14 protein-coding genes are annotated in these 12338 nt (G+C 70.7%); 5 read left to right on the top strand and 9 right to left on the bottom strand.

Features of this window, described 5'->3' with window-relative positions:
• Positions 1 to 31: 31 nt before the first annotated feature.
• The 3 genes from ACO2RJ_RS03315 to ACO2RJ_RS03305 form a co-directional block, all read right to left on the bottom strand.
• Positions 32 to 256: a hypothetical protein gene (locus tag ACO2RJ_RS03315; RefSeq protein ID WP_423266578.1), complete on the bottom strand. Its 225-nt coding sequence runs from the start codon at positions 254 to 256 to the stop codon at positions 32 to 34.
• Positions 257 to 299: 43 nt separating this feature from the next.
• On the bottom strand, positions 300 to 989 hold the full coding sequence (locus ACO2RJ_RS03310; protein WP_423266577.1) for a tetratricopeptide repeat protein: 690 nt from the start codon (positions 987 to 989) through the stop codon (positions 300 to 302).
• A 112-nt stretch (positions 990 to 1101) separates the two neighbouring features.
• On the bottom strand, positions 1102 to 1671 hold the full coding sequence (locus ACO2RJ_RS03305) for an NnrU family protein (RefSeq protein ID WP_423266576.1): 570 nt from the start codon (positions 1669 to 1671) through the stop codon (positions 1102 to 1104).
• Positions 1672 to 1830: 159 nt separating this feature from the next.
• Between ACO2RJ_RS03305 and ACO2RJ_RS03300 the strand changes: the two genes are divergently transcribed.
• Complete coding sequence (locus ACO2RJ_RS03300; protein ID WP_423266575.1) at positions 1831 to 2256, top strand: L,D-transpeptidase; 426 nt, start codon at positions 1831 to 1833, stop codon at positions 2254 to 2256.
• Positions 2257 to 2290: 34 nt separating this feature from the next.
• Here the strand turns inward: ACO2RJ_RS03300 and ACO2RJ_RS03295 are convergent, their stop codons facing one another.
• Positions 2291 to 3160 carry an NAD(P)H-binding protein gene (locus ACO2RJ_RS03295; RefSeq protein ID WP_423266574.1) on the bottom strand — a complete coding sequence of 290 codons (870 nt, stop codon included), beginning with the start codon at positions 3158 to 3160 and terminating at the stop codon, positions 2291 to 2293.
• 90 nt (positions 3161 to 3250) lie between these two features.
• Here ACO2RJ_RS03295 and ACO2RJ_RS03290 point away from each other — a divergent pair, with 90 nt between their 5' ends.
• Positions 3251 to 3892 carry a TetR family transcriptional regulator gene (locus ACO2RJ_RS03290; protein ID WP_423266573.1) on the top strand — a complete coding sequence of 214 codons (642 nt, stop codon included), beginning with the start codon at positions 3251 to 3253 and terminating at the stop codon, positions 3890 to 3892.
• 23 nt (positions 3893 to 3915) lie between these two features.
• Here the strand turns inward: ACO2RJ_RS03290 and ACO2RJ_RS03285 are convergent, their stop codons facing one another.
• From ACO2RJ_RS03285 to ACO2RJ_RS03275, 3 genes are read right to left on the bottom strand one after another with little or no spacing between them, the layout of a single operon-like run.
• On the bottom strand, positions 3916 to 4266 hold the full coding sequence (locus ACO2RJ_RS03285; protein ID WP_423266572.1) for an ArsC family reductase: 351 nt from the start codon (positions 4264 to 4266) through the stop codon (positions 3916 to 3918).
• Positions 4267 to 4303: 37 nt separating this feature from the next.
• Positions 4304 to 4810, bottom strand: coding sequence for a DUF1993 domain-containing protein (locus tag ACO2RJ_RS03280; RefSeq protein WP_423266571.1), 507 nt, complete (start codon positions 4808 to 4810; stop codon positions 4304 to 4306).
• A 57-nt stretch (positions 4811 to 4867) separates the two neighbouring features.
• Positions 4868 to 5236, bottom strand: a complete 369-nt coding sequence (locus ACO2RJ_RS03275; RefSeq protein ID WP_423266570.1) for a DUF427 domain-containing protein — start codon at positions 5234 to 5236, stop codon at positions 4868 to 4870.
• A 160-nt stretch (positions 5237 to 5396) separates the two neighbouring features.
• Here ACO2RJ_RS03275 and ACO2RJ_RS03270 point away from each other — a divergent pair, with 160 nt between their 5' ends.
• The 3 genes from ACO2RJ_RS03270 (at position 5397) to ACO2RJ_RS03260 (ending at position 9423) form a co-directional block, all read left to right on the top strand.
• The gene (locus tag ACO2RJ_RS03270) at positions 5397 to 6479 is read left to right on the top strand and encodes an ABC transporter ATP-binding protein (protein WP_423266569.1); all 1083 of its coding nucleotides are present in this window, start codon (positions 5397 to 5399) and stop codon (positions 6477 to 6479) included.
• 178 nt (positions 6480 to 6657) lie between these two features.
• Positions 6658 to 7653: a Fe(3+) ABC transporter substrate-binding protein gene (locus tag ACO2RJ_RS03265; protein WP_423268899.1), complete on the top strand. Its 996-nt coding sequence runs from the start codon at positions 6658 to 6660 to the stop codon at positions 7651 to 7653.
• Positions 7654 to 7680: 27 nt separating this feature from the next.
• Positions 7681 to 9423 carry an ABC transporter permease gene (locus ACO2RJ_RS03260; RefSeq protein WP_423266568.1) on the top strand — a complete coding sequence of 581 codons (1743 nt, stop codon included), beginning with the start codon at positions 7681 to 7683 and terminating at the stop codon, positions 9421 to 9423.
• An 8-nt stretch (positions 9424 to 9431) separates the two neighbouring features.
• Here the strand turns inward: ACO2RJ_RS03260 and ACO2RJ_RS03255 are convergent, their stop codons facing one another.
• Positions 9432 to 10610 carry an amidase gene (locus tag ACO2RJ_RS03255; protein ID WP_423266567.1) on the bottom strand — a complete coding sequence of 393 codons (1179 nt, stop codon included), beginning with the start codon at positions 10608 to 10610 and terminating at the stop codon, positions 9432 to 9434.
• A 137-nt stretch (positions 10611 to 10747) separates the two neighbouring features.
• The gene (murJ, locus tag ACO2RJ_RS03250) at positions 10748 to 12271 is read right to left on the bottom strand and encodes a murein biosynthesis integral membrane protein MurJ (protein WP_423266565.1); all 1524 of its coding nucleotides are present in this window, start codon (positions 12269 to 12271) and stop codon (positions 10748 to 10750) included.
• Positions 12272 to 12338 lie beyond the last annotated feature (67 nt).

The following is a 12338-nucleotide window of genomic DNA, read 5'->3' as shown; positions in this document are numbered from 1 at the left end:
CTCGGGCGGCCGGGGTTCGGCCGGCCGGCGATCAGGCGAGTTTCGAGGAGGATTCAATGCGCCAGGTAAGGGGCTGAGGCACCTCGTCGGGCGGCGACGGAGCGACTTTCGGGACCGGACGGCGTTCGCCCGGCAGGGGCTTCTTCTTGTCGCCGAAGGGGTTCATCCCCGAGAGCGTGTCGCAGCCGGCGACCGACGAGACCACGACGAGAGCGAACGCGAGGCGAAGAACTTTGACGAGGCGGCTTTCGGTCACGGACTGCGGTTCCCCCATTGATCGGCGGTGAAGCCGAAACGCGTCAGTTGGTCGGTTTGCCGTCGGCGCCCGCGGCGGCGGCCGGAGCCTCCGCCGGAGGCAGCACGGCGAGCATCAGGTCGGCGCGCTGGCGGGCGCCGGCCGGCGCGTCCGGATCGGATACGACGGCTTCGAAATTCCGGCGCGCCGCTGCGGCGTCGCCGTCTTTGTAGGCCGCCAGGCCGAGGGCTTCGCGGGCGAGGTGCCGCCACGGGCCGGAGCCTGCGACGAGCGGGTCGGCGAGCTTGCGGACATCTTCCGCGGTGCCGTCGTCGACCGCGAGATAGGCGCCGCGGACGCGCGCGGCGTCGCGCAGCATCGGATCGGAGGCGGAATCCTCGGCGATCGCCTGGTAGAGCTTCAGCGCGGCCGCCGGGTCTTCGGAGGCCGTCTCGTTCGCCTCGCGCAGCTTCGCGATCGCCCGATAGCCGGCCGGCCCGTCGGCGGCGATGGCCGCGAACGCCTCGCGGGCCTCCTTGGCCTTGCCGTCCTCAGCGAGCTTGCTCGCCGCCTGGAAACGGTCGCCCGCGGCCGCGGATTCGCGCGCCTTCCAGAATTCATAGCCCCGCCATCCGCCCACGGCGAGGACGAGGACCGCGGCCACGACGAGAACGAGCCCGCCCCAGCGGTCCCAGAACGCCTTCAGGCGGTCGCGGCGCAGGTCCTCCTGAACCTCATGGAAAATATCGGACATCGCTTCCAGTCAAAAGTCATGCGCAAGGCTTCGCGCAGAGCAGGCTCTCGCGGCGCGGCGGGCACCATAGCGACGGGGGCCCTCCCCCGCAAACGCTTTGCTTCCCTTGTCCTCAGAGCGTGAAGGCGGGAACGCCGATCAGGATGGGATGCAGGAACGCGCCGGTCAGCGCATAGAGCGCGGTTCCGATGAGAAGCGCGATCACGTCGTTCTGCCAGGAGCCCTTGCGAACGACCGGCGGGTTTTTCCGCTCCTCGCGCTTGAGCAGGATGCGGGCGACCACGCCATAGGCGAGCAGCGAGCCGAACAGCAGCATGCTCGCGAGGTCGCCGTTCGCGATCAGATGGGCCGTCGCCCACAGCTTGAGGGCGGCCAGCATCGGATGCTTGGCCTTCGCGCGGATGTTGCCCGGCAGATAGGCCGCGACCAGCAGCACGAAGGCCGGCCACATCAGCGTGATGACGAGATGGCGCGTCCAGGCCGGCGGCGCCCAGATCTCCACGAAGGGCGCGGCGCGGTAGCCGACCACGATCAGCACGAGGCCGAGAGCTGAGACCAGCGCGTAGGCGATCTTGTACGGCGTCTCGCCGAGCCGCGCGATCAGGCGTGCGCGCGCGTCCCGCGCCCGGGTGAAGAGATGAGCGCCCAGGAAGACGGCGAGCCCCAGAATTAGAACGCCCATAGCACGCACCCGCTGTTCGGAATGGCTCCAGACTAACGGAGCGGCACGCCCGACGCCATGCCAAGGCACGCGTCGCGTCCGTGTGATTCGACGTGACGCCGCATTTACGCCACACTTGCGGCGCGTTCGGGGCGGGATCGAGCGTGACGAGGATTTGTTATGCGGACTCTGTGGGTTGCCGCCACGCTCTTGTGTGGATTGGCTGTGTATCCGTCTGTGGGCAATGCGAGCGTCGTGGCGCGGATCAGCCTGTCGCAACAGCGCGTCGTGGTCTCGGTCGACGGCGAGCCGACCTATTCCTGGCCGATCTCCACCGCGCGTCGCGGCTACGTCACGCCGACCGGCAGCTTCCGGCCCTATCGAACCGCGCGGATGTGGTATTCGCGCAAATACGACATGTCGCCGATGCCCTATTCCGTGTTCTTCCGTGGCGGCTACGCGATCCACGGCACCGGCTATCTTCGCTCGCTCGGACGGCCCGCGAGCCATGGCTGCATCCGGCTTCATCCAAAGGCCGCGGCGACGTTCTACAATCTCGTCCGGACGCGCGGCATGGCCAACGCGCGCATCGTGATCACGCGCTGACGACGCCTCCTGCGCGGCAGCCTCGGGGGTCCCGTTACGCCGGCCCGGCCGTGACCGGCGCGTTCCAGACGCCCGACGCCGCCGTCGCGCGGGCGTAGTCCCGGAAGTCGCGGGGCGGCCGGCCGAGGGCCCGCTGCACGCCATCGGCGATATGGGCGTTCCGGCCGTCGAGGACCGTGTCGAAGAGATAGGTGACGAGCCGCGCCGTCTCCTCGGGAATCTGCTGCTCGCGCATCGCCGCGGCGTAGTCCGCGACCGGGACATGGTCGAACTGGACGGGCCGGCCCAGCGCGTCGGCGATCTCGTCGGCCGCCTCGCGGAAGGTCAGCAGGCGCGGCCCGGTGAGCTCGTAGAGGCGGCCGACATGGCCCTCCTCCGTCAGCGCGGCCACGGCCGCGTCGGCGATGTCGTCGCAGTCAACGAAAGGCTCGCCCACCGGCCCCGCGGGCAGAGCAAGCACGCCGGACAGGACGCCGTCGATCATGTAGCCCTCGGAGAAATTCTGCGCGAACCAGCTGCAGCGCAGGATGGTCCAGTCGGCGCGAGACTCCGTCAGCGCGCGCTCGCACTGTCGCGCCTCTTCCTCGCCCCGGCCGGAGAGCAGAACGATCCGCTTGACGCCCATCTCCAGGGCGAGCTCGACGAACGCCCTGATCTTGCCCGGCGCGCCGGGCGCCGCGAGGTCGGGATAATAGGCCACGTAGGCCGCCCCGACGCCGTCGAGGACTTGCGCCCAGCCCGCTTCGCGCTCCCAGTCGAAGGACGGATCGGCCTGGCGCGAGCCCAGCCGCACGGCGTATCCCGCCGCCGACAGCTTCTCCGCCACCCGCCGTCCCGTCTTGCCGGACCCGCCCACCACCAGTGTCGGCTTCGCCTTGCCGCCGTCGACGCCCTGCCCGTTCATGATCGCCTCCTGAAATATGAGCTTACCTCACATTCGAAATGTGATAAAAGCTCATATCCTTCGCGTCAAGCAAACATGTGAGCCTTCCTCATGTCATCAAAACCCGAGGCGCCGGCCCGATCGCTGCGGCGCGAGCCAAGCCAGCGCCGCGCCGTCGAGCGGGTCGAGACCATCCTGGACGCGGCCAGGGCGTTGATCGCGGAGAAGGGCAGCGACGCGCTGCGCATGGCCGAGGTCGCCGAGCGCGCCGGCGTGTCGATCGGATCGCTCTACCAGTACTTCCCGGACAAGGCGGCGATCGTTCGCGTCCTGGCCGAGCGTTTCAACGCCGAAGGCCTGCGATGCATGGACGAGGAGTTCAAAGGCGTCGGCGATCTGACCGGGCTGCGCGAGGCCTTCGCCCGGTTGATCGGCATCTATTACGGCATCTTTCTCGCCGAGCCCGTGATCCGCGACGTCTGGTCGGCGACGCAGGCCGACAAGGCCCTACGCGAGATGGAGCTCGGGAACAGCCGCGTGAACGGCGCCCTGCTCGCGGAGACGATGGCGCGCGTGCGCCCGGCGGCCGATCCCGCGGCGCTCGAGGCCTCCGCGTTCCTCGTGATGCAGCTCGGCGAGGCGACCATGCGGATCGCGGTCTCGGTCGACCGCGCCGAGGGCGACGCGTTGGTCGCGACCTATCTGCGGATGGCGCTCGGCGAAATCGCCCCGCCCGACGATTTAGGGGCGTGAGGATGCGCGTCGCGGCGCTCGCGTCATGTCGCGAACGCCGCCGCGTAGATCTCCGGCTTGAAGCCGACGAGCAGCTTGCCCTCGGCCTCCAGCACCGGGCGCTTGATCATCGAGGGCTGCGCGAGCATCAGCGCCAAGGCCTTGGCGGCGTCGAGCCCGACCTTGTCCGCGTCGGGCAGCGTGCGGAAGGTGGTTCCAGCCCGGTTGAGCAGCGTCTCCCAGCCCACCGCCCTCTCCCACTCCTCAAGTTTTGAAGGGTCGACACCGTCGGCCCTGTAGTCGTGGAAGCGGTAGGCGACGCCGCGCGCCTCGAGCCAGGCGCGGGCCTTCTTCATCGTGTCGCAGTTCCTGATGCCGTAGATCGTGACGGTCATCCCCGGCCTCGCGCGTCCTTACGCCTCGTCATGCGACTCAGTCGCGCCCGAGATAGTCGAGCTTGCCGAGCGGGACGCCCTTGTGGCGCAGGATGTCGTAGGCCGTGGTGACGTGGAAGAACACGTTCGGCAGCACGAACTGCAAGGCATAGGCGCGCCCCGTGAAGCGACGGTCGCCGCTCGGCGTCGGGAGGATCACCTCGGCGTCCTCTTTGCCCTCGAACGCCTCGCGCGGCGCCGACTTCACGAAGGCGACGGTCTTGTCGATCCGCGCGTAGAGATCGGCGAAGCTCGTCTCGACGTCCTCGAAGCGGGCGTTGGCGACGCCGCCCAGCCGGACCGCGGCCCCCTTGGCGCTGTCGCTGGCGCGCTGCACCTGGCCGGCGAGCGGCAGCATGTCCGGAGCGAGGCGCGCCTGCACGAGCGCGCCCGGATCGAGTCCCTCGGACTGAGCGAACGCCTCGCCCTTGGCGAGGATCGCGGAGAGATTGTCGAGGGCCCGGAGCAGCGTCGGGATCGTGACGTCGTAGAGAGACAAGGTCATCGCGGGGGCTCCGGGCGCTGCGCGCCGGTGAAGTCGGAAGGAGAGGCGTCGGGATCGTTAGCGGACCGGGTCGACGCGGTCGGGGTAGAAGGCGACATGGTCCTTGATCGCGGCGACCGCCGGGTGCGGCGACGGATAGGTCCACACGGCGTTCTCGGACCGCGGACCGCCGATGGGGATGCTGTAATAGGCGCAGTCGCCCTTGTAGGGGCAGTAGGTGGCGTGGTCGGTCGGCCGAAGCAGCGCGACGTCGACGTCGGCGAGCGGGACATACTGCACCGGCGGGTAGTTCGCTTCGCGCAGCGTGAGCGCCGCGGCGGTGTCGGCCACGACGCGCCCGGCGACGGTGACGACGACGCGCGCCGGGTTGGGTTCGATCGAGATCGGATGATCCGGTCCCGGCGTCTTGATGGTTCGGGGCGTCATCGCCGTGGTCCCGCTCTGCCGCGTTTGCGGCTGAGGTAATCCTCCTTTTCCGGAATCAAAGCCCTGGGCCGTAGCGCGGGGACGGAGCCCGGCCGGCGACGCCGGCCGCGCCGGTCCGCCGTTCTTGACAGGCGCGGCGCCGCCGCCTCTCTACGCGGCGATGACGGGCCAGACCGAAGCGAGCGAACGAAAGACCGACGGCGTCCCGGTCCGGCTCCGCTCGCTCACCAAGGCGTTCGGATCGAAGCCGGTGCTCGACGATCTCACGCTGGAGGTCGCAGCCGGAGAGATCCTCAGCCTCGTGGGCGAATCCGGCTGCGGGAAGTCGACCCTGTTGCGGCTGATCGCGGGCCTCGACGCGCCGAGTTCGGGCGAGGTCTGGATCGACGGCCGGCAGGTGGCCGGGCCCGCCGGCTTCGTCGAGCCCGAGCGCCGCCGGGTCGGCTACATGTTCCAGGATTACGCCCTGTTCCCGCATCTCTCGGTGGCCGACAATGTGCTCTTCGGCGTGCGCGGCAAAGCCCGCGACAGGGTCGTGGGCGACTGGCTGGAGCGCGTCGGCCTCGAAGGCTTCGCGGAGCGCTTTCCGCATGAGCTGTCGGGCGGCGAGCAGCAGCGGGTCGCTCTCGCTCGGGCGCTCGCGCCGCGGCCCGCCGTGCTGCTGATGGACGAGCCGTTCTCGAATCTCGACCGGCGGCTCGGCGCTCGGGTCCGCGAGCGCACGCTCAGCCTGATCCGCGACGTCGGCGCCACCGCGATCCTCGTGACCCACGACCCGCAGGAGGCGATGGCGAGCGGCGATCGCGTCGCGGTCATGCGCTCCGGCTCGATTCTCCAGATCGGCCCCGCGGAAGAGCTGTACGCACGTCCGGCCTTCCCGGAGGTCGCCGATTTCTTCTGCGCGGCGACCGCCCTCCCCGGCCGGCGCGTCGACGGCGTGGTCCAGACGCGGCTTGGCGTTTTTCCGGCCCCGGCCTTCCTTGGCGACGGGGAGGCCGCGACCGTGTTCGTCCGCGCCCGGCATGTGCGGCTGGTCGGGGCCGGCGGCGGCGTCCCCGCCCGTCTCCTCGCGCGGCATTTCGTAGGCCACGCCCACGAGTTGCTTCTGCGCGTCGAGGGCGTCGATGACCCGATCCGCGCCGAGACGGCCGATGCGCCCGCCTGCGAGGTCGGGGAACTTGTTCACATCTGCGTCAATCCTTCGGAGGGACTGGTCTTTCCGAACGCGCCCAAGTCCCGATAGCGCCGCGTCTTAGGTTGCGCGGCCCCGCCCGCGGGGCTCGTCCCGAGCAACGACTTAGAACCACTCTAATATAGAGCGCTTGATCTTGGCCGCGCCATGTCGCCATTGCTCGGCGGCCGTGGAGCTCGCGGCGTTGTATGAGGAGATCACATTGAGCGCGCGACGTTTCATCCGTCTGATGGTCGCCGGATGCGCAGCCTGGGCGACGCCGGGATTCGCTTCCGCGGCCGAGGTCAACCTCTACACGACCCGCGAGCCGGGGCTGATCAAGCCGCTGCTCGAGACCTTCGAAAAAGAGAGCGGGACCAAGGTCAACACCGTGTTCCTGAAGGACGGGCTGGCCGAGCGGGTGAAGGCCGAGGGCGAAGGCTCGCCGGCCGACGTGCTGATGACGGTCGACTTCGGCAACCTCGTCGATCTCGTGGACAAGGGCGTCACCCAACCGACCAAGTCCGCGGCGCTGGAGCAGGCGATCCCTGCCCCTCTGCGCGACGCCGACGGCCGGTGGTTCGGCCTGTCGCTGCGCGCCCGGGCGCTCTACGCCGCCAAGGACCTCGACCTGACGAGCTTCACCTATGAGGAGCTCGCGGACCCGAAGTGGAAGGGCAAGGTCTGCATCCGCGCCGGCCAGCACCCCTACAACACCGCGCTGATCGCAGCCTTCGTCGCGAAGCGCGGCGCGGCGGCGACGGAGGCGTGGCTGAGCGGCGTGAAGGCCAATCTCGCCCGCAAGGCCGGCGGAGGCGACCGCGACGTCGCCCGCGACATTCTGGGAGGCCTCTGCGAGATCGGCGTCGCCAACACCTATTATGTCGGCCTGATGCGCAGCGGAAAGGGCGGCAAGGACCAGCAGGAATGGGGCAAGGCGATCAAGGTCGTGCTGCCCACCTTCGCGAATGGCGGCACGCATGTGAACATCTCGGGCGCGGCGATCGCGAAGAACGCGCCGAACCGGGACGCGGCCGTCAAGCTGCTCGAATTCCTGGTGTCCGACGAGGCGCAGAAGATCTACGCCGAAGCTAATTACGAGTATCCCGTCAAGGCGGGCGTCGCGCCGGATCCGCTGATCGCCGAGCTCGGCGAGCTCAAGATCGACGACACCCCGCTCGCGACCATCGCCGCGCACCGCAGAGAGGCGAGCGAACTCGTCGACAAGGTGGGTTTCGACAGATGACGGCGTCGTTCTCCTGACGCGTCCGGCGTGACCGCCGCACAGGCGTCCGCCGGGAGCCCCCGCCGGACCCCGCCCCGCCATCTCGGCTGGATCGTCGCCGCAGGCGGCGTCGCGCTCCTGCCGGCGGCGCCGGTGCTGTCGCTCGTCGCGACCGCGCTCGGCGGGTCGTTCGCCCAGTGGCCGCATCTGATCGCCCATGTGCTGCCGGACGCGGCGCTCCAGACCGCGACGCTGCTCTTCGGCGTCGGCCTGTTCGTGTCGGTCGTCGGCTGCGGGACGGCGTGGCTCGTCACGGCCTATGACTTTCCCGGCCGGCGGGCGCTCGAATGGGCGCTGCTGCTGCCGCTCGCGATCCCCACTTATGTCGTGGCTTACGCCTATCTCGACCTGCTGCACCCGGTCGGCCCCGCCCAAAGCGCGATCCGGGCTCTGCTTGGCTACTCCAGCCCGCGCGACTTCCGGCTGCCCGACCTTCGCTCCATGACCGGCTGCGTGCTGCTGCTCGGGCTCGTGCTCTACCCTTACGTCTATCTCTCGGTCCGAGCGGTGTTCCTGACGCAGTCGGCCGGACTGATCGAGGCGGCGCGGACGCTCGGCATGAGCCGACGCTCCGCTTTCTGGCGCGTCGCGCTGCCGCTCGCCCGCCCGGGCGTCGCGCTCGGCGTGAGCCTCGCCCTCATGGAGGCGCTGAACGACATCGGCGCCTCGGAGTTTCTTGGCGTCCGCACCCTGACGGTGTCGATCTACACGACCTGGGTGACGCGCTCGGACCTCGGCAGCGCGGCGCAGATCGCTCTGGTCATGCTCGCCCTCGTCACCGCGCTGATCGCGCTGGAGCGTTGGGCGCGTCGTCGGCAGCGCTTCGCGACGGCGGGCCATGGCGCCCGCCGGATGACCCCGCGGCGGCTGCCGCCGCTGCAGGCCGCGCTGGCGCTTTGCTTTTGCCTCTTGCCCGTCCTTTTCGGCTTCTTCGCGCCCGCGGCCCACGTCGCGGTCCAGGCGGCCAAGCGCGTGAGCTTCGCCGGCCTCTCCGACGAGATTCCCCGCGAGATCCTGAACACCGTGCTGGTCTCGTCGGCGGCCACCGTGATGGTCGTCGCGCTGGGCGCGCTCGCGGCCTTCGCCGCCCGCCTCGCGCCCCGATCCGGGACCCCGGCCTTCGCGCGCATCGCCGCGCTCGGCTACGCCATGCCGGGAACGGTGGTCGTGATCGGACTTCTCGGCCCGGTCGGCGCGCTTGACGGCCTGATCGCGGCGGCGGCGCAAGCGGGTTTCGGCGCGCAGGCCGGCGTGGCGCTGATCAGCACGGGGACCGCGCTGGTCGCGGCTTACACGATCCGCTTTCTCGCCATCGGCGTCGGCGGCGCGGAGAGCGGACTGGCGCGCATCCCGCCTTCGGTCGACGGCGCGGCGCGCACCCTCGGACAGACCGCGGCCGGCGCCTATCTCAAGGTGCATCTGCCGCTGTCGAAGAGCGCGCTCGCCGCCGCCGCGCTGCTGGTGTTCGTGGACTGCCTGAAAGAGCTGCCGGCGACGCTTCTGATCCGCCCGCTCAATTTCGAAACGCTCGCGACCCATCTCTATGGCGAGGCGGCGCGCGGGACCTACGAGGACGGGGCGGTCGCCGCCCTCATCATCGTGGCCGTGGGGCTGCTGCCGGTGATCCTCCTGTCGCGCGTCGGCCGGGCGCGGGACACGCCGGCGCGCGCGCGGCCAAGGCCTATGCGGGCGGCGCCCTTGGGAGACCTGGAGATCGGTCCCGCCCGCTGATCGGAGCCTTACGGCCGCCCCATCCGCACCGCGAGGTCGAGCAGGGCCTCGTCGCAGCCGCGCGCCGCGATGATCGACAGTCCGACCGGGAGCCCGTCGACCTTCGCCAGCGGCAGCGAGATCTGCGGCATTCCGGCGTGACCGGCGCAGCACAACAGCTCGAGCGCGCGTCCGCGGAAGTCGTTGAGCGTCGGCTCCGGGGTTCCGCGCAAGGGCGCGACCCCGGGCGAGGTCGGCAGCGCAAGGACGGTTCCCGGTCCGACGAGCTCCTCCATCCGCGCCCGCGCGCGCTGCCGAGCCGCACGCGCGGCGTCGAGCTCCGCGGCGGACAATGTCGAGGCCGCCTCGAACCTCTCCTTCACGCCCGGGCCGAAGGCGGGCTTCGCCGCGCGGACCCAATCCGCATGCGCGGCCCACGCCTCGCCGGACTGGATCAGGCGGAAGATCTCGCGCCAGGCCATGCCGATCTCGGTTTGGACGATGACATGCTCCGCTCCGCCGAACAGGCCGACGAGCCGGTCGAGCGACGGCTGCAACGCCGCCCGCACGGGCGCGTCGGCCTTGGCGAACAGGTCGTCGGCGACGAGCAGCCGAGTGGGCGCGGGCGCGTCACTCGCCGGGTCGAGCAGGACCCGTCCGACCCGCCGGAGCAGATCCGGATCGCGCGCGAACCAGCCGACCGTGTCGTAGCTCGGCGCGAGCGGCGCGGAGCCCTCGAGCGAAATGCGGCCATGCGTCGGTCGAAGCCCGTAGACCCCGCAATAGCTCGCCGGCAGACGAACGGAGCCGCCGGTGTCGGAGCCCACGGCGAAGTCGACCAGACCCGCCGCCGTCGCGGCGGCCGAGCCGGACGAGGAGCCGCCGGGAATCCGGCCGGGGGCCGCGACGTTGACCGGCGTCCCGTAATGGGCGTTTTCGCCGTTCAGGCTCCAGGCCATCTCGTCGGTGTGGGTCTTGCCGACGAGGCGGGCGCCGGCGTCGAGCAGGCGCTGCGCCGCCGGCGCCGTGCGGACCGGCGCGTCGTGGGTGGCGAGCCATTCCGGGCTGCCGAAGCCGGTCTTCACGCCTTCGAGGTCGAACAGGTCTTTCAGCGCGAAGATCAGGCCGGACAGCGGACCCTCGCCGGTCGGCGCGCGCTCGACGAGTCCATGGGCGACGAAAGCGTCGACGGTGTCTGTGATCGGCATGGGAGGCGGTCCGGGGTCAGGGATGAGGCGGCGGGCGCGGCCCGCTTGGCTTATAGCTCGCCGGCGCCCGGCGCCAACGGGTCGCGGGATCGCCGGCTCGGCCCCGGGGCGCGTCGCCGTTTCGCCGTCCGCGAAGGTCAGCCGCGGGCGGCTCTTCGCGCCAGAAGGAAGCCCGGACCTGCGATCGCGGCGTAGGCGGCGACCGCGGCCAGGCCGATCGCCGCCGCTGGCGCGAGATCCGGGAACTGCGGAATGACGCCGCTCAGTCGCGCCGCCGGGCCCAGCGTCAGCCGGATCGCGCCGACGGAGGCGGCCGTGGCGAGGGCGAGCGCGGCCATGGCGAGCCAGAACCGGCGGTCGGGCGCAAAACCCTTCCGCCGCGTGAGGAGGCCGACGAGCAAAGCGAGGTTGACCCAGGCGCCGACGGACGTCGCCAAGGCGAGGCCGGCGTGCAGGAACGAGCCCACCAGAAGCACCTTCAGCGTCACATTGGCGATGGTCGCGACCGCGAGAGCCTTGACGGGCGTAACCGTGTCCCCCGAGGCCTGGAAGGCGCGCGTGACGCAGCCCACCGCGATGACGGCGGGCAGGCCGACCGCATAGGCCTGCAGAGCCGCCGCCGCTCCTTCTACCGCCTTAGCGTCGAACGCGCCGCGCCCGAACAGCGCCGCGACCACGGGGCCGGAGGCGGCCGCGAACAGCGCGACGAAGGGCAGCGACATCAAGAGCGCGCCCTCGAGCGCGCGGTTGAGCTGCGCGCGGGCGCCGGCCATGTCGTCGGCCGCGATGCGGCGCGCGAGCTCCGGAAGCAGCACCGTGCCGATCGCGATGCCGACGACCCCGAGCGGCAGCTGGTAGAGCCGGTCGGCGTAATACAGGTAGGACACCGAACCCGTCGGCAGGAACGAGGCGATGATCGTGTCGGCGAACATCGCGATCTGGATGCCCGCGGAGCCGATCACCGCGGGGCCGAAGCCGCGCAGGAACTCCCGGACGTTCGCGGTGATCCTGGGAAGCCGGAGCTTCAGCGAACGTCCGGAGCGGCGGAGGTCCCACCAGACGAGCCCGAGCTGGGCGAAGCCCGAGACCAGCACGCCGACCGCAAGCGCGTGCGCGACGGTCGGGAAGAAATCCTTCAGCAGCAGCGCGCCGATCATGCAGACGTTGAGCAGGATCGACGCCGAAGCCGCCGCCGCGAACCGGTCATGGGCGTTGAGCACGGCCGCGATCAGCGTCATCACGGAGATTAGGAGCAGATAGGGGAACGTGATGCGGGTGAGGCCCGCGGTCAGCGCGAGCTGGCCGGGCTCCTCGGAGAACCCGGGCGCGAGCGCCGCGACCACGAGCGGCGCGAAAGCGAGCGCCAGCACCAGCAGGACGAGCTGAGCCGTGACGGTCAGCGCCAGCACGTCCTCCGCGAAGCCCTTCGCGGCGCCCTCCCCCTCCCGCGTCAAGGCTCGGGTGTAGCGCGGCACGAACGCGGCGTTGAACGCGCCCTCGGCGAAGATCGCGCGGAAATGGTTGGGCAGGCGGAAGGCGACCATGAAGGCGTCGGCGAGCGGCCCCGCGCCGAGCAGCGCCGCCATCAGGATGTCGCGCGCGAAGCCGAAGGCGCGCGAGACCAGCGTCAGCCCGCCGACGGAGGCCGCCTTACGCCACATTCTGGTTCATCGCGCCGCCGTCCCGCCTCGTGGGCCCGAATCTCCTCGGGCGCCGCCTCGGCGGACA

This window comes from Hansschlegelia sp. KR7-227, from assembly GCF_049446035.1.
In the GTDB taxonomy this organism is placed as follows: Bacteria; Pseudomonadota; Alphaproteobacteria; order Rhizobiales; family Methylopilaceae; genus Methylopila.
The sequence above is the reverse complement of the archived record's forward strand: the minus strand, read 5'-3'. Positions and strand labels throughout refer to the sequence as shown.

What these genes read in the sequence shown, in the direction of transcription:
- ACO2RJ_RS03280 (WP_423266571.1), bottom strand. Translation starts at nt 4,810, where the DNA reads ATGACCTTGTCTCTCTACGACGTCACGATCCCGACGCTGCTCCGGGCC.
- ACO2RJ_RS03305 (WP_423266576.1), bottom strand. Translation starts at nt 1,671, where the DNA reads ATGGGCGTTCTAATTCTGGGGCTCGCCGTCTTCCTGGGCGCTCATCTC.
- ACO2RJ_RS03290 (WP_423266573.1), top strand. Translation starts at nt 3,251, where the DNA reads ATGTCATCAAAACCCGAGGCGCCGGCCCGATCGCTGCGGCGCGAGCCA.
- murJ (WP_423266565.1), bottom strand. Translation starts at nt 12,271, where the DNA reads ATGTGGCGTAAGGCGGCCTCCGTCGGCGGGCTGACGCTGGTCTCGCGC.
- ACO2RJ_RS03295 (WP_423266574.1), bottom strand. Translation starts at nt 3,160, where the DNA reads ATGAACGGGCAGGGCGTCGACGGCGGCAAGGCGAAGCCGACACTGGTG.
- ACO2RJ_RS03265 (WP_423268899.1), top strand. Translation starts at nt 6,658, where the DNA reads ATGGTCGCCGGATGCGCAGCCTGGGCGACGCCGGGATTCGCTTCCGCG.
- ACO2RJ_RS03270 (WP_423266569.1), top strand. Translation starts at nt 5,397, where the DNA reads ATGACGGGCCAGACCGAAGCGAGCGAACGAAAGACCGACGGCGTCCCG.
- ACO2RJ_RS03255 (WP_423266567.1), bottom strand. Translation starts at nt 10,610, where the DNA reads ATGCCGATCACAGACACCGTCGACGCTTTCGTCGCCCATGGACTCGTC.
- ACO2RJ_RS03310 (WP_423266577.1), bottom strand. Translation starts at nt 989, where the DNA reads ATGTCCGATATTTTCCATGAGGTTCAGGAGGACCTGCGCCGCGACCGC.
- ACO2RJ_RS03275 (WP_423266570.1), bottom strand. Translation starts at nt 5,236, where the DNA reads ATGACGCCCCGAACCATCAAGACGCCGGGACCGGATCATCCGATCTCG.
- ACO2RJ_RS03300 (WP_423266575.1), top strand. Translation starts at nt 1,831, where the DNA reads ATGCGGACTCTGTGGGTTGCCGCCACGCTCTTGTGTGGATTGGCTGTG.
- ACO2RJ_RS03285 (WP_423266572.1), bottom strand. Translation starts at nt 4,266, where the DNA reads ATGACCGTCACGATCTACGGCATCAGGAACTGCGACACGATGAAGAAG.